This window comes from Wenjunlia vitaminophila DSM 41686, assembly GCF_000380165.1.
In the GTDB taxonomy this organism is placed as follows: Bacteria; Actinomycetota; Actinomycetes; order Streptomycetales; family Streptomycetaceae; genus Wenjunlia; species Wenjunlia vitaminophila.
In genome coordinates this window covers 1-16,545 of record NZ_KB904713.1, presented here as the reverse complement: position 1 = coordinate 16,545, position 16,545 = coordinate 1, and the positions used below count along the sequence as shown (strand labels likewise).

Genomic DNA, 16,545 nt, shown 5'->3' with positions numbered 1-16,545 from the left:
GAGGACACTCGTGGACGACGTTCTGCGGCGCGCCCCGCTCTTCGCGGCGCTCGACGACGAGCAGGCCGCCGAGCTGCGTGCCTCCATGTCCGAGGTCACCCTCGCCCGCGGCGACTCCCTGTTCCACGAGGGTGAGCCCGGCGACCGGCTGTACGTCGTCACCGAGGGCAAGGTCAAGCTGCACCGCACCTCCCCGGACGGCCGGGAGAACATGCTCGCGGTGGTCGGTCCGGGAGAGATGATCGGCGAGCTGTCGCTGTTCGACCCCGGCCCCCGCACCGCGACCGCCACCGCGCTCACCGAGGTCAAGCTCCTGGGCCTGGGCCACGGCGACCTCCAGCCCTGGCTGAACGCCCGCCCCGAGGTGGCCACCGCACTGCTGCGGGCCGTGGCGCGCCGGCTGCGCCGCACCAACGACGTCATGTCGGACCTGGTCTTCTCCGACGTCCCCGGGCGCGTCGCCAAGCAGCTCCTCGAGCTGTCCCGGCGGTTCGGGGTCCAGTCGGACGAGGGCATCCACGTCGTCCACGACCTCACCCAGGAGGAGCTCGCGCAGCTCGTCGGCGCCTCCCGGGAGACGGTCAACAAGGCCCTGGCCGACTTCGCCAGCCGTGGCTGGCTCCGGCTCGAGGCCCGCGCGGTGATCCTGCTGGACGTGGAGCGGCTGGCCAAGCGCTCCCGCTGACCGCGGTCGGGCCCGGGTCGGTCAGCCGTCGATGAGTCCGTGCTCGCTCAGGTACTCGAGCTGGGCCCGCACCGACAGCTCGGCGGCCGGCCACAGCGCGCGGTCCACGTCGGCGTAGACCCGGGCCACCACCTCGGGTGCGGTGCGCGCGCCCCCCTCCACGGCGGTCTCCACCTGGGCGAGCCTGGCCGCCCGGTGCGCGAGGTAGAACTCCACCGCGCCCCGGGCGTCGGCGAGCACCGGACCGTGCCCCGGCAGCACGGTGTCCACCTCCCCGTTGACCGTCAGCTCCTGGAGCCTGCGCAACGAGTCCAGGTAGTCACCGAGCCGTCCGTCCGGGTGGGCGACCATCGTGGTGCCCCGGCCCAGCACCGTGTCGCCGGTGAGCACCGCGCCGTCGGCCGGCAGGTGGAAGCAGAGCGAGTCCGCGGTGTGCCCGGGGGTGCCGAGCACCCGCAGCTCCAGGCCGCCGAGCGTGATCACGTCACCTGCCGCGAGACCCTCGTCGCCGAGGCGCAGCCCCGGGTCGAGGGCGCGCACCCGGGAACCGGTGAGCTCCGCGAACCTCGCCGCCCCCGCCGCGTGGTCGGGGTGCCCGTGGGTGAGCAGGGTCAGTGCGACCCGTTTGCCCGCCCGTTCCGCGACGTGGACCACCCGGCGCAGGTGCCCCTCGTCCAGCGGCCCTGGATCGACCACCACCGCGAGTTCCGCGTCGGGTTCGGCGATGATCCAGGTGTTGGTGCCGTCCAGGGTCATCGGCGACGGGTTGGGGGCCAGCACGCAGGTGGCCCGGGGGGTCGCGGGACCACCGACCCCCGGCCGCGGGTCACCGGGCAGCTCGCCGCTCACCGCCCGGCCCCGGGGACCGGGCCGCTGAACGGCACCGCCTCGGTGAACTCGTCGTGCCCCGGCCAGGTCAGCACCACGCGGTCCGCCTCGATCCGGGCGGTGGCCAGCACCGGCGCCATGTCCTGGCCGCCCGCGGCGTCGAGCACCGCCCGGGCACTGCGGTGGCCGGCGAGCTGGCGCAGGGTGCTGACGGTCGGCGGCAACATCGAGAACTCCCCGGCGTCGTAGCGGGCCACGGCCTCCGCGGGGCTCAGCCACACCGTGCGGTCGGCCTCGCCCGAGACGTCGCGGGCGCGCTGCCCGGACGGCAGTGCGCAGACGAAGAACCACGTGTCGTAGCGCCGTTCCTCGAACTCGGGGGTGATCCACCGGGCCCAGGCGCCCAGCAGGTCCGACCTCAGCACCAGTCCGCGGCGGGCGAGCACCTCGGCGAACGGCAGCTCGTGGGCGACCAGCGCGGCGCGGTCCGCCTCCCAGTCGTCGCCGGTGGTGTCCGCCACCACGGAGTCGGCGTCCGGGCCGGCCAGCAGCACACCGGACTCCTCGAACGTCTCCCGCACCGCCGCGCAGACCACGGCCTGGGCGACCCTGGGGCCACACCCCAGGCGCCGTGCCCACCAGTCAGCGTCCGGGCCGGCCCACCGCAGGTGGGGGTGCTCGTCCCGGGGATCGACCGAGCCGCCGGGGTACGCGTACGCGCCCGCGGCGAAGGCCATGGAGGCGCGCCGGCGCAGCAGGTGGACGACGGGCCCGGCCGGCGAGTCCCGCAGCAGCATCACCGTCGCCGCCCGCCTGGGCGGCACCGGTTCGAGGTCCCCGCGGGCCAGCGCCCTGATCCGGTCCGGCCAGGAAGCGGGCCACCGCGACGGGGAGCCCTGGCCGCTCCCCGGCTCGACACCGCCGCCGAGGTCACCGGGCGCCGCGGCGATGGGGTCCGAAGTGGCGCCGGGAGCCGCGGGGGCTCCGGGAGCGGTCCGGGGTGGTACGGGAGCGGTGCTGGCCCGGGAGGGCCGGGGTGCCTCGGATGCCTCGGATGCCGATGCCATGCCCGGATGCTAACCCTCCGCGGGCACGGCGGGCACCGGGTCAGTCCGTGATCTCGACCTGGAGCTCCACCTCGACCGGCGCGTCCAGGGGCAGCACGGAGACGCCGACGGCGCTGCGGGCGTGCACCCCGGCGTCGCCGAACACCTCGAGCAGCAGTTCGCTGGCCCCGTTGACCACGCCGGGCTGCGCGGTGAAGTCCGGCGCTGAGGCGACGAAGCCGACCACCTTCACCACCCGGACCACGCGGTCCAGGTCGCCGACGACCGACTTCACCGCCGCCAGGGCGTTGAGCGCGCAGGTCCTGGCCAGGTCCCGGGCCTCGTCCGCGGTGACCTCGGCGCCCACCTTCCCGGTCAGCCGCAGCTTGCCGTCCACCACCGGGAGCTGGCCCGAGGTGTAGACGTAGTGGCCGGAGCGCACCGCTGGCGCGTACGCGGCCACCGGCGCGGCCACCTCGGGCACGCTGAGGCCAACGGTGGCGAGTCGGTCCTCGATGACGCTCATACGGTCCTCACCGGTGTCCTGCGACCCGCCCCATCGGCGGCCCGGTCCTCGTCGTGCCTGGTCACGCCTGCTTCTCCCGCTTCAGATAGGCGACAAGCTGCTCGGGGTTGTTCGGGCCGGGGACGACCTGGACGAGCTCCCAGCCGTCCTCGCCCCAGGTGTCCAGGATCTGCTTGGTGGCGTGCACCAGCAGCGGCACCGTGGCGTACTCGTACTTGGTCATGGGCTGACTCTAATGCCCTGTGGCCCGTGGGATCCGCCGACGGCCCGCGGCACGGGGCCAGTTGGCGGGCGGCTGACGTCGCGGGCCCCGGGGGTGGCCGGGCCGGCCGGAACCGCCCCTGTTCGGCCCGGTCGGCCCTGGCGCCCCGCCGGTGCTGCGCACGGTCCGTCGAATGCGACGAACTGCGGCGCCGACCAGGAAAGCCTTGCACCGGCAAACCTTTCCAGCGGATTATTGAATCTTCTAGCTCTTTTTCCCCGCAGAACCTTCACCACTCACTCGGTTTCGGCCAGTCCGCCCACGGGAGGTGGCCGGCACCCGTCCTTCCCGGGATGGGAGGGCCCGGCACATATCCGGACGCCCCGGTGGTTAGGCTCACGACGTGAGTCCGAAGCGTCGGAACGCGGTAGTCCGCAACGGTCTGGCCCCCGACTGGGAGGGCGTGCGGCTCCACGTCGTCAGCGGTAAGGGCGGCACCGGGAAGACCACGGTCGCCGCCGCGCTCGCCCTCGCCCTCGCCGCCGAGGGGCGGCGCACCCTGCTCATCGAGGTGGAGGGGCGACAGGGGATCGCGCAGCTCTTCGAGACCGAAGCGCTGCCCTACGAGGAACGCCGCATCGCCGCGGCCCCGGGCGGCGGCGACCTGTTCGCGTTGGCCATCGACCCGGAACTGGCGCTCCTCGACTACCTGGAGATGTTCTACAAGCTCGGCCGCGCCGGAAAGGCCCTGCACAAACTGGGAGCCATCGACTTCGCCACCACCATCGCCCCCGGGCTGCGCGACGTCCTGCTCACCGGGAAGGCCTGTGAGGCGGTGCGCCGCAAGGACAAGAGCGGGCGACGCATCTACGACGCGGTGGTGATGGACGCCCCGCCCACCGGGCGGATCACGCGCTTCCTGAACGTCAACACCGAGGTGGCCGGGCTCGCCAGGTTCGGCCCCGTCCACAACCAGGCCCAGGCGGTGATGCGGGTGCTGCGCTCCCCGGAGACCGCGGTGCACCTGGTGACGCTGCTGGAGGAGATGCCCGTGCAGGAGACCGTGGACGGCGTCGCCGAGCTCGGCGCCGTCGGACTGCCGGTCGGCGGCGTGGTCGTGAACATGGTGCGTCCCGGCGTGCTGGACGAGGCGGCGGTCCGCGCGGTGGAGGGGGACGGCCGGGAGGCCGTCGCCGCGGCGCTGGTCGCGGCGGGCCTCGGGGACGGCCGGAGGGGCCGCGAACGCGCGGGCACCCGGTCCGCTACGGGTGACAGGGCGAGCCGGGCCGGCGGGACCCGACGGGGCGCAGCGGCCGGTGGCACCGGCTCGGGCCGCTCCCGGGGTGCCGAGGAGTTGCTGGAGCCGCTGCTGGAACAGGCCCGTGAGCACGCCGAACGGCTGCTGCTCGAACAGACCGAGCGCGCCGAGGTGGAGGGCCTCGGCCGGCCCTGGTACGAGCTGGAGCTGCTGGGGGAGGGCGTGGACCTGGCCGGGCTCTACCGCCTCGCCGGGGCCCTGCGCGAACAGGGAGCGGCATGAACGGGAACCTGGCGGTGACCCCCCTGGCCGTGGACCCGATCCTGGACGACGCCAGGACCCGGATCGTGGTGTGCTGCGGCTCCGGCGGCGTCGGCAAGACCACCACCGCGGCGGCCCTGGGCGTGCGGGCCGCCGAACGCGGCCGCAAGGTCGTCGTCCTGACCATCGACCCGGCCAAGCGCCTGGCCCAGTCCATGGGCCTGACCGAGCTGGACAACTCCCCGCGCCGGGTCGAGGGGGTGGGCGAGGAGGCCGGTGGCGAGCTGCACGCCATGATGCTGGACATGAAGCGGACGTTCGACGAGATCGTCCTCACCCACGCCGACCCGGAACGCGCCCGCATGATCCTGGAGAACCCCTTCTACCAGTCGCTCTCCGCGGGGTTCGCCGGAACCCAGGAGTACATGGCGATGGAGAAGCTGGGGCAGCTCAGGGCCAGGGACGAGTGGGACCTGATCGTGGTGGACACCCCGCCGAGCCGGTCCGCGCTGGACTTCCTGGACGCGCCGCAGCGGATGAGCTCCTTCCTGGACGGCCGGTTCATCCGGGTGCTGATGGCCCCGGCCAAGGTCGGGGGGCGCAGCGCGATGAAGTTCCTCAACGTGGGGATGAGCATGATGACGGGCACGCTCAACAAGGTGCTCGGCGCCCACGTGCTGCGGGACGTGCAGACCTTCGTCGCCGCCATGGACACGATGTTCGGCGGCTTCCGCGACCGGGCGGAGAAGACCTACCAGCTCCTCCAGGCCCCCGGCACCGCCTTCCTGGTGGTGGCCGCGCCGGAGCGGGACGCACTGCGCGAGGCGTCCTTCTTCGTGGAACGGCTCGCCGACGAGCGGATGCCGCTGGCCGGCCTGGTCCTGAACCGGGTGCACCGCAGCGGCGCTCCCGAACTCACCGCGGAACGGGCGCTGGCCGCGGCCGAGGCGCTCCAGGACGCGGCGGAGGACTCCTCGTCCACGGCCCCCACCAGGAACGTCGTCGAGTCCATCGAGAATCAAGCAATCGTAGGCATTAAGGATCGTCAACAGGGGAAAGCTGCACTGCGGACCGGCAAGACCTCTCCCGAGGACGAGGACGGCGCCACCCTCCCCCCCGGTTCCCGCGCCTCGTCCGAGCTCACGACCGGTCCGGCCGGCACCCGACCGGTCGCCACACCAGGCTCCACCGACCCCACGAACTCCACCGGTAACACGCCGGGGGGCACCACGCCCACCGACGACACCCCCACCGAGCACTCGGCGGAACTGCTCGCCGCCGGGCTGCTGCGTCTACACGCCGAGAGGATGCACGTCATCGCCAGAGAGCGGCGCACCCGCGACCGGTTCGTCACCGTGCACCCGGAAGTTCCCATAGTGGAGGTGTCTGCGCTGCCCGGCGACGTCCACGACCTCGACGGTCTCCGTGCCATCGGTGAGCGCCTCGCCGGAGGCTGAAAGCAGCCGCGAGCACCTGCGAGGGAAGACGAGCCGGCGCGTCGCGGAGCCCAGGCGTTCGTCTGACCCCACGCCTCTCTGGCCCCACGCCTCCCAGCGGACCCGGGATTCCACGCCACGGCTCCCGGGCCCGGCTGGCTGGCTGGCTGGCTGGCTGGCTGGGCACGCAACAAACGCCGACGACCGCGCGTTCCCCCCGGGGGCACGACGACGACGCACGCCACCGGCAGCCCCGTCGGACGCGGCAGGAGGGCAGAACCGGGCCGGGCCCCGTCCAGGGCCCAGGGGAACGGCCGCACCGGAGGCCGGCCGAGACCGATCCGGCGGTCAGCCCGCCTCCGCGTAGTCCTGCTCGAGCGTCGCGGTGCCGCGCTCGTACTCGCTGCGCGCGGTCTCCAGCAGACGGCGCCAGGAGGTCACCAGCGGACGGCGGCGCAACAGCGCTCTGCGCTCGCGTTCCGTCATGCCACCCCACACGCCGAACTCAACGCGGTTGTCAAGGGCGTCGGCGAGGCACTCGGTCCGCACGGGACATCCGGTGCACACTGCCTTCGCCCGGTTCTGTGCCGCCCCCTGGACGAACAGCTCGTCCGGATCGCTGGTGCGACACGCTGCCTGCGTACTCCAGTCGGTAACCCAGCTCATGCTGGCGCCGTCCTCTCCCGAATCGAGGCTCCCCCACGGCGGCAACGGCAAATTCGCCGCCACCACTCGGGACGTTACGGAAGAGGGATACGGTTCAACAGCCCCTTGGGGCTCAATCTTGAATGGCCCGAACGGACTATGGGTAGGTAGGAGATCACCCGTCGGAGTGAGCGATGGTTTTTTACCACATACACCGCAAATCACCCCACCAAGCCGTTCCCCTCGGCGATCACTCCCCCATTTTTGGCATATGCCAAGACAAGTGACGGGCTCCGGCGCCCAGCCCGGGAGCATCACAGCGCGCAAGGGCGCACTCACTCGTCATTGCGCTCCGGGCAGCCCGACCAGAGTAAGCGAACGCATGGGCGCATGTACGTGGAATCGCCACGTAGGCTGACCCCATGGCTTACAAGGGTTCGGGCGGTGCGGCCGTACGGCAAGCCGTCAACTTCCTCGGAGTGAGCGTGCTCTCCGGCGTGGTCCTCGCCGGCATCGCGCTCCCGGTCGTGGGCGCCATGGGGCTGGGTGTCAAGGACACCGCGGAAGGGTTCGACGAGCTCCCCGGTGAGCTGAAGCAACCGACGCTGAGTCAGGCCTCGCACATCCTCGACGTCAACGGCGGAGAGATCGCCACGGTGTTCTCCCGCGACCGCACCATCGTCGACCTCAAGGACATCTCCCCGACGATGCAGCAGGCGATCATCGCCATCGAGGACGACCGCTTCTACGAGCACGGAGCGGTGGACCTGAAGGGCATCCTGCGCGCCCTGACCAAGAACGCCGAGTCCGGCGAGGTCTCCGAGGGCGCCTCCACGCTGACCCAGCAGTACGTGAAGAACGTCTTCGTCGAGGAGGCGGGCGACGACGCCGGGGCCGTCGCCCAGGCGACCAAGCAGACCCTCGGCCGCAAGATCAAGGAGCTCAAGTACTCCATCCAGCTCGAGGAAGAGCTCGGCAAGAAGAAGATCCTGGAGAACTACCTCAACATCACCTTCTTCGGGCAGCAGGCCTACGGGGTCGAAGCCGCGGCGAAGCGCTACTTCAGCAAGTCCGCCAAGGACCTGAACCTCACCGAGTCGGCCCTGCTGGCCGGCGTCGTCCAGTCCCCGAGCCGCTTCGACCCGATCAACGACGAGCACGAGGCCAAGAAGCGGCGCAACATGGTGCTCCAGCGGATGTACGAGGTCGGTGACATCAGCAAGCGGGAGGTCGAGGAGGCGAAGAAGAAGCCCCTGGGCCTGAAGGTCAGCAAGGCCAAGAACGGCTGCATCACCGCGGTGGACGGAGCGGGCTTCTTCTGCGACTACGTGCGGGAGATCTTCCTGTCCGACCCCACCTTCGGCAAGTCCAAGAAGGCCAGGGCCAAGCGCTGGAACGAGGGCGGCCTGACCATCAAGACCACCCTGGACCCCAAGGCGCAGAAGTCCGCCCAGGCCGCCGCCAACAACCACGTCAACGCCAGCGACCCGGTGGCCGCGGCGGTCACCCTGGTCGAGCCGGGCACCGGCAAGATCCGTGCCATGGCACAGAGCCGCCCGTACGGCTTCGGCAAGAGCGAGACGGTGATCAACTACTCCGTGGACGACGCCATGGGCGGCGGCGCCGGCTACCAGCCGGGCTCCACGTTCAAGCCGATCACCGCGGCGGCGGCGCTGGAGAAGGGGATCAGCCCGGCGAAGGTCTACCCGTCCCCGTACGAGATGCCCTGGCCGGACATGACCAACTGTGCCGGCGAGACCCTCAGGGACCCGGGCACCGTGCCCAACGAGTCCGAGTCCGAGAAGGGCCCGTACTACATGACCGAGGCCATGAAGATGTCGGTCAACACCTACTTCGTCTCCCTGGAGGCGGACACGGGCCTGTGCGACGTCACCAAGATGGCTCGCTCCCTGGGGATAAAGGAGCGGGCCAGCGGCGAGGAGCTCGGCGTGGGCGCCTCGTTCACCCTCGGCGTCAACGAGGTCTCACCGTTGACCATGGCCAGCGCCTACGCGGCGTTCGCCAACCGCGGGGTGTACTGCGCTCCCCGGGCCATCGAGTCCGTCAGGGACGCCCAGGGCAAGAAGGTGCGGGCACCCGGACCCGACTGCAAGCGGGCCATGACCGAGAAGACCGCGGACACCATCAACGCCATGCTCAAGGGAGTGGTGGACTTCGGCACCGGCCAGCAGGCCGGCCTCAGCGACCGGGCCAGCGCCGGCAAGACGGGCACCACCGACTTCCGCTACGCGGCCTGGTTCGTCGGCTACACGCCGAACATGTCCGCCGCGGTGTGGATGGGCGACCCGGAGCACAAGCGCAAGATGATCGACATCACCATCGGTGGCAAGTACTACCCCAAGGTCTACGGTGCCGACGGTCCCGCGCCGATCTGGCGGGACGCGGTCAGCGGCGCCCTGGAGGGCAAGCCCGACCCCGACTTCGTCGACATCAAGCTCCCAGAGCCCGAGAAGCCCAAGAGCAAGGGGAAGCCCAAGAACAAGGAGAAGGACAAGGAGGACCGCGAGCCGGACATCTCCCTGCCGGGCGACATCACCGACGGAGGCACCCCCGGAGGGCGGAACAAGGGACGCGACTAGTCATGGCCCTGAGCCCACGCCCCGGTCAGCTCAGCCCCGGCCACCGTCACCGAAGGCCGCGTAGCCGGCCCCGGCGCCACCACTGACCACCGGTTCACCACGGGTGTGCCCCGCACGGCGGGGCACACCCGAGCCGTCTGCCGGGGCCGGNCCCCACCGGGAACCCCGGGAGCGCGGCAGCCCGGGGCCGCGGGCGTCACCCGCCGAGCTGCCGGCGCACCTCCGCGGCCACCCGGCCGCCCTCGGCCCGCCCGGTCACCCTCGGGTTCACGATCTTCATGACCGCGCCCATCGCGCGTGGCCCCTCCGCCCCGTTCGCCGCGGCCTCGGCCACGGCCTGCGCCACCACCGCGCTCAGCTCGTCGTCCGAGAGCTGCTGTGGCAGGTACCGGGCGAGCACCTTCCCCTCGGCGCGCTCCCGCTCCGCCGCCTCCGCCCTGCCACCCATCTCGAACGCCTCGGCGGCCTCGCGGCGCTTCTTCGCCTCGCGGCTGATCACCGTGAGCACCTCGTCGTCCGACAGCTCGCGCGCCGCCTCGCCGGCCACCTCTTCCCGGGTGATCGCGGAGAGCGTCAGCCGGAGCGTGGCCGCGGCCAGGTCGTCACGCTGCTTCATGGCGGTCGTGAGATCGTCCCTGAGACGAGACTTGAGCGTGGTCATGCGGCCGAGTCTGCCAGCCCTCCGGTTCGGGCGCGTAGTCGATTTCTGCAACGATGGAGCCATGCGACCGCTGTTCGGAGTACCCCTGGGAGTCGCCGCGGCCACCGCCGCGGGCATCGCCTACGCCGCCGGGTACGAGGCCCGGGCATTCCGCCTCCGTCGTGTCGAGGTGCCCGTGCTGCCCCCCGGGGCCCACCCCCTGCGCGTGCTCCAGATCTCGGACATCCACTTCGTCTCCGGCCAGCGCAAGAAACAGCGCTGGCTGCAGTCCCTGGCCGGTCTGCGGCCCGACCTGGTGGTGAACACCGGGGACAACCTCTCCGACCCGACCGCGGTCCCCGACGTGCTGGACGCCCTCGGCCCACTGCTCGAGTTCCCCGGCGCCTACGTCTTCGGCTCCAACGACTACTACGGGCCCCGTCTTCGCAACCCCGGCCGCTACATCACCGCCCGGCTCACCGGACGCCACGGCACGAACGGCAACCGCCCGATCACCGGCGCCATCCACAACCCGTGGACGGAGCTCCGCGACGGGTTCGACTCCGCCGGTTGGGTCAATCTCACCAACACCCGCGGCCGGGTCAAGCTGGACCACCTCGAGGTCGAGCTCACCGGCCTGGACGACCCGCACATCAAGCGCGACCGCTACACGGAGGTCGCCGGCGGCCCCGACCCCGCGGCCGACCTCTCGCTCGCCGTGGTCCACGCCCCCTACCTGAGGGTCCTGGATTCCTTCACCGCCGACCGCTACCCGCTGATCCTGGCCGGCCACACCCACGGCGGCCAGCTCTGCGTCCCGTTCTACGGCGCCATCGTCACCAACTGCGACCTGGACCCGGAGCGGGTCAAGGGCCTGTCCACCCACCGGGCCGGCGGCCACGAGTCCTACCTCCACGTCTCCGCCGGCTGCGGCACCAACCGCTATACCCCGGTGCGCTTCGCCTGCTTCCCCGAGGCCACCCTGCTCACCCTGGTCCCCCGCGCCCGACCCTGAGCACACCCGCGGGGAAACGGATTTCGCCTGGGCGAAGGCGTCCGCTAGAGTAGTGAGCGTTGATTCGGGGTGTGGCGCAGCTTGGCAGCGCGCTTCGTTCGGGACGAAGAGGTCGTGGGTTCAAATCCCGCCACCCCGACTCTGGTCAGAAGGCCAATCGCGTGATCGCGATTGGCCTTCTGTCGTGCTCGGGGGGCCAAAGAGGGGGCCAAACGATTTTGGTCAGGCCACCGCGTCGGCCTAACCCTCGTCCTCCGCCTGCTCCCCCTCCTGATCTTCGGCGAAGATGTCATCCATCGCTTCGGCACCCTGCGTGATCACGGGCCGGAGCTGCTTGCGGTAGACGGCCTCCGTGGTCGCCTGGCTGCTGTGACCAACTAGCAGCGCGATGCGCTCCAACGGGATGCCGTGATCCGAGAGCAGCGACACGAAGCTGTGCCGGAGCTCCCGCGGCGTCCACTCAGGCTTCAGTCCCGCCCTCTTCACGATGGCCTTGAAGTCCCGCCGGACGTTGGCCGCGTCGAGGGGCTCGCCGCTCCGGGTGGTGAAGACGCGACCGGTCGGGCTCCACTCCATCCCCCTCGATGCCCGCTCCTGCTTCTGCCACCGCATGTGTTCTTCGAGGACATCGACCACCTGCTTCGGCAGAGCGATGGTCCTGCGGCTCTTCCTGGTCTTGGTCTCCCCGTGCTTGCGCACCGAACGCCACACCGCGACATGAGCCGGAATGCCGTCCGTCGTCTCCAGGAAGACGTGATCCCAGGTGAGGGGCCGCGCCTCTTCCGTGCGCACACCGCTGAGGAGCGACAGCACGAGGTAGGCGTAGAGCCGTGACGGGCGCGCGGCGGTGAGCACGGCCTTGGCCTGTTCCAAGTTGAGTGCCTTGCTCGGCCGGCCGGGGCGCCCCTCGGGCGCGGTGACGAGCTGGGCGACGTTCCGCGCGGCCTTGTCCCTACGCTGAGCGTGCGCGATGGAGCGGCGCAGAATGGCGAGCAAGTCACGCAGGCTTCGCGTCGCGAGGAATTCGGCCCTGCCGTCCAACCAGTCATCGACGTCGTCCGCGCTGAGTTCCTTCAGCTTGGCCTTGCCGATGAACGGGATCAGGTGCTTGTTCGCCATCGAGCGGTTCTTGCCGATGGTGCCCTTCTCGTCCCGCCCCTTGAGTCCGCGCTCCAACCAGTCGTTCACCGCGTCGGCCACGGTGTAGTTGGCCGGAGCCTTGACCCCGGTCTGTACCTCCTTCTTCAAGTCCCGGATCTTCTGACGTACCTCGGTCTTGGTCTTGCCATACACCTTCGGGCGACGGCGCTTGCCGTTCGGTGCGTACCCCAGGGAGACAGCTCCGACGTAGCTCTTCTTGGCGGGGTCCCAATAGATCGTGTCCGCACCGTGGCCAGCCCGGGTGCGCTTCGGGGTGTCGCTCATCTTCTGTTGTGCCTCCATGGGACAGGGCCGTGCCCTTCGGGGCGCGGCCCTGTGGAACTGAGTGATGGAGAGGTCAAGCAGCGGCTTCTGCCTCGCGCTTGAGAAGTTCGACATACCGCCGGATGTACTCCATCGGCACGAGTCGACGCCGACCTATGCGGACGGTCTGAAGGCGTCCGAGTCGGATCTCTTCGTAGACCATCGAACGGCCGATACGGAGTAGCTTGGCGGCCTCTTCGGGCCGGTAGAGGAACTGTTCGGCGGGGTCGACGGCGATGCTCATGCGGCGGTGCCTCCTCGTGAGTGCGTCGCCCTGGCCCTCAGGGATCGGTTGCATCGGTTGCATCGGCTACAGCGCAGGTCAGCGGCGTGTTCTCTGCAACCGATGGGCGGGGTGCAACCGATAACTTCAGTTGCACCCCACCCAGGGGCGTCCGGACGGTTGCTGCGGCGCTACGGTTGCAGCGCCGGATCGGTTGCGTGATCGGTTGCAGCGTCTTCGCTGATCAGCAGGCCTCTGGCAGGTGGCGCAACCGATGCAACCGCAGTCTCGGGGGGTGGGGGGCAGTAGCGGTTCCAGGCGTCGGTGAGGTCGTCGCGGTGGTAGCCCTTAGTGGGCTGGCCACCGATGCGCAGGAACCGGGGTCCGATGGGCTTGCCGGATGCGGTGACGTACTCGCGGAGCATCGCCGACAGGGAGCGGGGGTTGAGCGGTCGGCCGTCGAGGTCTCCCCAGGGGGATTCCTCCATGCCGTTGAGGAGGTGGAGGATTTCCACGGTGGACACGGCGGTCTCGCCGGGGAAGATGTGGTCGCGTAGGTCGGTCAGCAGTCGGACTCCGAGGGACGCTCGGTCGTCGGTGGTGACCGCGGTGACGAGTTCCACGCACGCGTCCCTGGCCCGTTGGGGCCAGTCACCGCCTGCCGCGTCGGCCACGGCCAGCAGCGGCTCCCACACGTCCGCGGGGCGGTCGGTGATGCCGTCGGGCATCTCGGGGAACACCCCGTCCACCACCGACCGGACCTGCTGAGCCCAGTCCGCAAGCCTGTCGCGGAGGGCGTTGCCCTGGGGTTCGTGGATGCGGTGTCGGTACGGCTCGACCTTCTCGGTGCGGGCCCGGCGGCGCATCCGGATGATGACCGACCGGGCCAGGATCGTGTCGGGGAGGCTGCCCAGTCCCCCCATGGCCACGGCGCAGTACGAGGGGAACGCCACCACGGTCTGGGTACCGCCGTCCCCGGCGCACCGGTAGGACACACCGGAGCGGCGGTGGCCGGCGTTGAGCAGGCCGCGCAGGTCCTCGTTGTCGCCCTTGGTCTTCGGCCCGAAGACGGTGTCGATCTCGTCGAAGAGAATGACGGGCCGTCCTCCCTGATCCGCGACCGCGCGGAACAGCGCGGCCGGGCTGGCGTTGACTGCGTGCATGGGTCGGGGTACCAGCGTGGCGATCACCTCCAACGCCCGCGTCTTGCCCGAGCCTGGCTCGGGGCTGAGGAAGGCGAGACGGGGCGTGCTGTCGAAGCAGTCGAGCAGGTGGGTGTGGGCGTCCCACAGGGCCACGGCGACGTAAGCGGCCTCGGAGGGGAACGCGTTGAACCGCCTGTGGAAGCGCTCGACATCGGTCAACAAGGCGGCGCCGTCAATGGGATCGGTGCTCATCATGTGCCTTTCGGGGCGGGCTTGGAGGCGGGTGCCGTGTCGGGTGCGGGCAGCCGAGACCGAGCCGCGTGGGAGGCGCTGGTGTGGGATGTCGGTGGGACAAGCTGAATGGACGCCCTGTCGGGCGACGCCTGTCGGCCGCACTCGCCAGCCGTAGGTGCGGTGGCGGTGGCGGACACCGGCCGCGTCGGGGTCATGAGGCGCCCGGCAGAGCGAGGCCGCGGGTGACGGCGCGGTGGGCGTACGCCTCGGGGACGCCGACGGAGACCGCGGCGGTCACGATCTCGTGCCCGATGGCGTCCAGGCCGCACGGGCCGGGGCAGGAGGAGTGCAGCCCGGCGAGGAACCGGGCGACGCCGTACGCCTGTGATCCGGCGCCGGACTCGCGGTGGGTTCGGATCTTGGCTAGGCCGCGGTCGAGGCCGGTGCGGACGTACCGCTCGGTGTGGCGGCAGCCGGTGGCCACGGTCCGGTCCCAGCGTGCTCGGGTGAAGAGGCCACCCGCCCCCCTGGGGGCGGGGGTGGTTTCTTCCTTCGAGGCCAGCGCGCGGATGGCGTCAGGCAGGGGCAGCGTGGTACCTGCCCCGGGGCCGCGCCACCGGGTGTAAGCGGCGGTGGATTTGATGTCTACTCCGGGGCGGACGGCGCAGACGGAGGGCATGGTGCCGCGGTAGATCCAGTGCTCTCCGCGGGTGGTGGGCACGGTTCGGGTGGGGGGCAGGGTGGTGCGGGCCCACGCCACCGCGTCGGGACTGTCGAGGTCCACCACGGTCATTCCGGCTCCGGCAGGGTGCCAGGCCACAGCGTCGGCCTGTCGCCAGGCCGTGAGCCAGGGCGGGGAGGCGATGACCGCGGTGTCGGTCGAGGCTGCGGCCCAGCCGTGGCAGGGCCGCGGGCACGCGCACGGTCCGGCCTGCTTCATGTTCGGCCGGTCCCCGCACACGCTGTCCGCGCAGGCGGGACAGTTCGCGAGGGGGCGCTTGCCGCGCAGGGGCAGCACGGGCACGCCGTGTGTGGCGAGCCGGAGTGCGGTGGCCAGGAGGGGGTGCCGGTCGGTGGGTCGCCGACCGGGCACGGGTTGGGCCATGCTGGTGTTCTCCTGTTCTGTTGTAGGGACGGGTTGGGCCGGGGCGACCGTGGGTCTTTGGCGAGAAGTGCGGTCGCCCCGGGCATGGTCAGAACGGCGGTTCCGCCCCGGTCGGGGCCGTCGGCGCGGGGTTGGCCCAAGGGTCGTCACTGGGCGTGGGACTCGCCGCGGGCTTGCCGCCGATGGTGACGGTGGTGAACCGCAGCGACGCGCCGATGTCGTCCACCTCGATGGCGAGCATCGAGCGATTCTCACCCTCGGGGGTGGTCCAGTTGTGCTGGCGCATCCGGCCGGACACCACCACGCGGCTGCCCTTGGTCAGACTCTCGGCGACGTGCTCAGCCAGGCTCCGCCAGGCGGCGCACCGGAAGAATGCGGCGGTCCCGTCCTTCCACTGGCCGGTGTCCTTGTCGTAGGAGCGGGGGGTGGAGGCGACGGTGAACTTCGCCAGGGCCGCTCCGCTGTCGGTGAACTTCAGCTCGGGGTCACTGGTGAGGTTGCCGATCACGGTGATCGGGGTCTCGCCGAGGGACATGGCACTCCTTTGTGTAGATGGCGCTGCTGTGGCTGGTGTCGGTGTCAGTCGTGGTAGGTGGTCAGGCGGTCCTCGAAGTTGTCGTTGTCGCCGAAGTCGCGGTAGGTGGCCCACCGGCCGTGCAGGGGTGCGGGGCGAGTGGTGAGGGCGTCTCGGGTCAGCTCGGCGAGGGTCTGGGGGGTGGGCAGCACGTCGTCGCCGAGGTCGGCGAGCGCTTCGTAGCGGCCGGATTCTCGGGTGTCCCAGGCGATGGCCCACCCCGATTCCTCGGACCACAGCAGGCCCACGTCCGCATCGCCGTACGCGGCCGTGGCCGGGCCGGTGTCCAGGGTGATGTGTGCGGTGCGGGGGTCGTCCGGCATGGTGTCCCAGTCGTGGACGGCGACTCCGAGTGCCGCCAGGGCCTTGGCGACGGCCCTGATGTACGGGGTGTGCGCGTCGTGGTAGGGCACGCTGGCCGCCGAGGCGGTAGGAGTGGCGTGGGCGAGTTGCTGGAGGACCTGCGGGGGTGGTGTCCACAGCCGGAGTCGCCCGGGGCAGGGGATGGGGTCCGGCAGCGGCCGTGGCTGGGTGAGTTCCCAGTGCCACGCGTCGGGCTCGCCCCAGGGGGCGCAGCACCCGCCGGTGGCGCGGTGGACGCCGGTGAGCTGGACGGTTCCGATGATGGCGCCGAGGGTGCCCGGCCACGCGGCGGTCA

17 protein-coding genes and 1 tRNA gene are annotated in these 16,545 nt (G+C 71.1%); 6 read left to right on the top strand and 12 right to left on the bottom strand.

Annotated features, from left to right (window positions below; all coding sequences use genetic code 11):
* Positions 1 to 10 precede the first annotated feature (10 nt).
* Positions 11 to 685, top strand: a complete 675-nt coding sequence (locus tag A3IG_RS0124035; RefSeq protein WP_018386150.1) for a Crp/Fnr family transcriptional regulator — start codon at positions 11 to 13, stop codon at positions 683 to 685.
* Positions 686 to 706: 21 nt separating this feature from the next.
* Here the strand turns inward: A3IG_RS0124035 and A3IG_RS0124030 are convergent, their stop codons facing one another.
* The 4 genes from A3IG_RS0124030 to A3IG_RS33425 all read right to left on the bottom strand — a co-directional run bounded on the left by A3IG_RS0124030 (position 707) and on the right by A3IG_RS33425 (position 3,308).
* On the bottom strand, positions 707 to 1,534 hold the full coding sequence (locus A3IG_RS0124030) for an MBL fold metallo-hydrolase (RefSeq protein WP_018386149.1): 828 nt from the start codon (positions 1,532 to 1,534) through the stop codon (positions 707 to 709).
* Positions 1,531 to 2,580 carry an NUDIX hydrolase gene (locus A3IG_RS31090; protein WP_236719243.1) on the bottom strand — a complete coding sequence of 350 codons (1,050 nt, stop codon included), beginning with the start codon at positions 2,578 to 2,580 and terminating at the stop codon, positions 1,531 to 1,533. The genes A3IG_RS0124030 and A3IG_RS31090 overlap by 4 nt, the downstream gene beginning before the upstream one ends.
* Before the next feature lie 40 nt (positions 2,581 to 2,620).
* A complete protein-coding gene (locus A3IG_RS0124020) occupies positions 2,621 to 3,085 on the bottom strand; it encodes a RidA family protein (protein WP_018386147.1) in 465 nt (154 codons plus the stop codon).
* 61 nt (positions 3,086 to 3,146) lie between these two features.
* A complete protein-coding gene (locus A3IG_RS33425) occupies positions 3,147 to 3,308 on the bottom strand; it encodes a DUF4177 domain-containing protein (RefSeq protein ID WP_018386146.1) in 162 nt (53 codons plus the stop codon).
* A 442-nt stretch (positions 3,309 to 3,750) separates the two neighbouring features.
* On the opposite strand from A3IG_RS33425, the gene A3IG_RS0124010 reads away from it, so the two are divergent.
* Positions 3,751 to 4,827: an ArsA-related P-loop ATPase gene (locus A3IG_RS0124010; RefSeq protein WP_026220606.1), complete on the top strand. Its 1,077-nt coding sequence runs from the start codon at positions 3,751 to 3,753 to the stop codon at positions 4,825 to 4,827.
* On the top strand, positions 4,824 to 6,263 hold the full coding sequence (locus A3IG_RS0124005; protein WP_018386144.1) for an ArsA family ATPase: 1,440 nt from the start codon (positions 4,824 to 4,826) through the stop codon (positions 6,261 to 6,263). Before A3IG_RS0124010 ends, A3IG_RS0124005 begins: the two co-directional genes overlap by 4 nt.
* 327 nt (positions 6,264 to 6,590) lie before the next feature.
* On the opposite strand, the gene A3IG_RS31085 is transcribed toward A3IG_RS0124005, so the two are convergent.
* Complete coding sequence (locus A3IG_RS31085) at positions 6,591 to 6,908, bottom strand: WhiB family transcriptional regulator (RefSeq protein ID WP_040912222.1); 318 nt, start codon at positions 6,906 to 6,908, stop codon at positions 6,591 to 6,593.
* Between the two features lie 401 nt (positions 6,909 to 7,309).
* Here A3IG_RS31085 and A3IG_RS0123995 point away from each other — a divergent pair, with 401 nt between their 5' ends.
* Positions 7,310 to 9,487, top strand: a complete 2,178-nt coding sequence (locus A3IG_RS0123995; RefSeq protein ID WP_018386142.1) for a transglycosylase domain-containing protein — start codon at positions 7,310 to 7,312, stop codon at positions 9,485 to 9,487.
* Between the two features lie 196 nt (positions 9,488 to 9,683).
* Here the strand turns inward: A3IG_RS0123995 and A3IG_RS0123990 are convergent, their stop codons facing one another.
* On the bottom strand, positions 9,684 to 10,148 hold the full coding sequence (locus A3IG_RS0123990; RefSeq protein WP_018386141.1) for a GatB/YqeY domain-containing protein: 465 nt from the start codon (positions 10,146 to 10,148) through the stop codon (positions 9,684 to 9,686).
* A 61-nt stretch (positions 10,149 to 10,209) separates the two neighbouring features.
* On the opposite strand from A3IG_RS0123990, the gene A3IG_RS0123985 reads away from it, so the two are divergent.
* Both A3IG_RS0123985 and A3IG_RS0123980 read left to right on the top strand, forming a co-directional pair.
* The gene (locus tag A3IG_RS0123985) at positions 10,210 to 11,142 is read left to right on the top strand and encodes a metallophosphoesterase (RefSeq protein ID WP_018386140.1); all 933 of its coding nucleotides are present in this window, start codon (positions 10,210 to 10,212) and stop codon (positions 11,140 to 11,142) included.
* Between the two features lie 65 nt (positions 11,143 to 11,207).
* Positions 11,208 to 11,281: transfer RNA gene (locus A3IG_RS0123980), tRNA-Pro, on the top strand.
* 101 nt (positions 11,282 to 11,382) lie between these two features.
* Here the strand turns inward: A3IG_RS0123980 and A3IG_RS0123975 are convergent.
* The 6 genes from A3IG_RS0123975 to A3IG_RS32100 all read right to left on the bottom strand — a co-directional run.
* Positions 11,383 to 12,567, bottom strand: a complete 1,185-nt coding sequence (locus A3IG_RS0123975) for a site-specific integrase (RefSeq protein ID WP_018386139.1) — start codon at positions 12,565 to 12,567, stop codon at positions 11,383 to 11,385.
* 73 nt (positions 12,568 to 12,640) lie between these two features.
* Positions 12,641 to 12,850, bottom strand: coding sequence for a helix-turn-helix domain-containing protein (locus A3IG_RS0123970; RefSeq protein WP_018386138.1), 210 nt, complete (start codon positions 12,848 to 12,850; stop codon positions 12,641 to 12,643).
* Positions 12,851 to 13,020: 170 nt separating this feature from the next.
* A complete protein-coding gene (locus A3IG_RS0123965; RefSeq protein ID WP_018386137.1) occupies positions 13,021 to 14,229 on the bottom strand; it encodes a DUF3631 domain-containing protein in 1,209 nt (402 codons plus the stop codon).
* A 190-nt stretch (positions 14,230 to 14,419) separates the two neighbouring features.
* Positions 14,420 to 15,313, bottom strand: coding sequence for a bifunctional DNA primase/polymerase (locus A3IG_RS0123960; protein ID WP_018386136.1), 894 nt, complete (start codon positions 15,311 to 15,313; stop codon positions 14,420 to 14,422).
* Between the two features lie 88 nt (positions 15,314 to 15,401).
* Entirely contained in the window at positions 15,402 to 15,848 is a 447-nt protein-coding gene (ssb, locus tag A3IG_RS0123955) for a single-stranded DNA-binding protein (RefSeq protein WP_018386135.1), read from the bottom strand.
* A gap of 44 nt (positions 15,849 to 15,892) precedes the next feature.
* The coding region (locus tag A3IG_RS32100; RefSeq protein ID WP_244885054.1) for a DUF6292 family protein at positions 15,893 to 16,545 on the bottom strand (653 nt) is incomplete at its 5' end.

Excerpts from the sequence above, each read along its gene's own strand:
- A3IG_RS31090 (WP_236719243.1), bottom strand. The coding sequence starts at position 2,580 with ATGGCATCGGCATCCGAGGCATCCGAGGCACCCCGGCCCTCCCGGGCC.
- A3IG_RS0124020 (WP_018386147.1), bottom strand. The coding sequence starts at position 3,085 with ATGAGCGTCATCGAGGACCGACTCGCCACCGTTGGCCTCAGCGTGCCC.
- A3IG_RS33425 (WP_018386146.1), bottom strand. The coding sequence starts at position 3,308 with ATGACCAAGTACGAGTACGCCACGGTGCCGCTGCTGGTGCACGCCACC.
- A3IG_RS0124005 (WP_018386144.1), top strand. The coding sequence starts at position 4,824 with ATGAACGGGAACCTGGCGGTGACCCCCCTGGCCGTGGACCCGATCCTG.
- A3IG_RS31085 (WP_040912222.1), bottom strand. The coding sequence starts at position 6,908 with ATGAGCTGGGTTACCGACTGGAGTACGCAGGCAGCGTGTCGCACCAGC.
- A3IG_RS0123995 (WP_018386142.1), top strand. The coding sequence starts at position 7,310 with ATGGCTTACAAGGGTTCGGGCGGTGCGGCCGTACGGCAAGCCGTCAAC.
- A3IG_RS0123990 (WP_018386141.1), bottom strand. The coding sequence starts at position 10,148 with ATGACCACGCTCAAGTCTCGTCTCAGGGACGATCTCACGACCGCCATG.
- A3IG_RS0123985 (WP_018386140.1), top strand. The coding sequence starts at position 10,210 with ATGCGACCGCTGTTCGGAGTACCCCTGGGAGTCGCCGCGGCCACCGCC.
- A3IG_RS0123975 (WP_018386139.1), bottom strand. The coding sequence starts at position 12,567 with ATGAGCGACACCCCGAAGCGCACCCGGGCTGGCCACGGTGCGGACACG.
- A3IG_RS0123970 (WP_018386138.1), bottom strand. The coding sequence starts at position 12,850 with ATGAGCATCGCCGTCGACCCCGCCGAACAGTTCCTCTACCGGCCCGAA.
- A3IG_RS0123965 (WP_018386137.1), bottom strand. The coding sequence starts at position 14,229 with ATGATGAGCACCGATCCCATTGACGGCGCCGCCTTGTTGACCGATGTC.
- A3IG_RS0123960 (WP_018386136.1), bottom strand. The coding sequence starts at position 15,313 with ATGGCCCAACCCGTGCCCGGTCGGCGACCCACCGACCGGCACCCCCTC.
- ssb (WP_018386135.1), bottom strand. The coding sequence starts at position 15,848 with ATGTCCCTCGGCGAGACCCCGATCACCGTGATCGGCAACCTCACCAGT.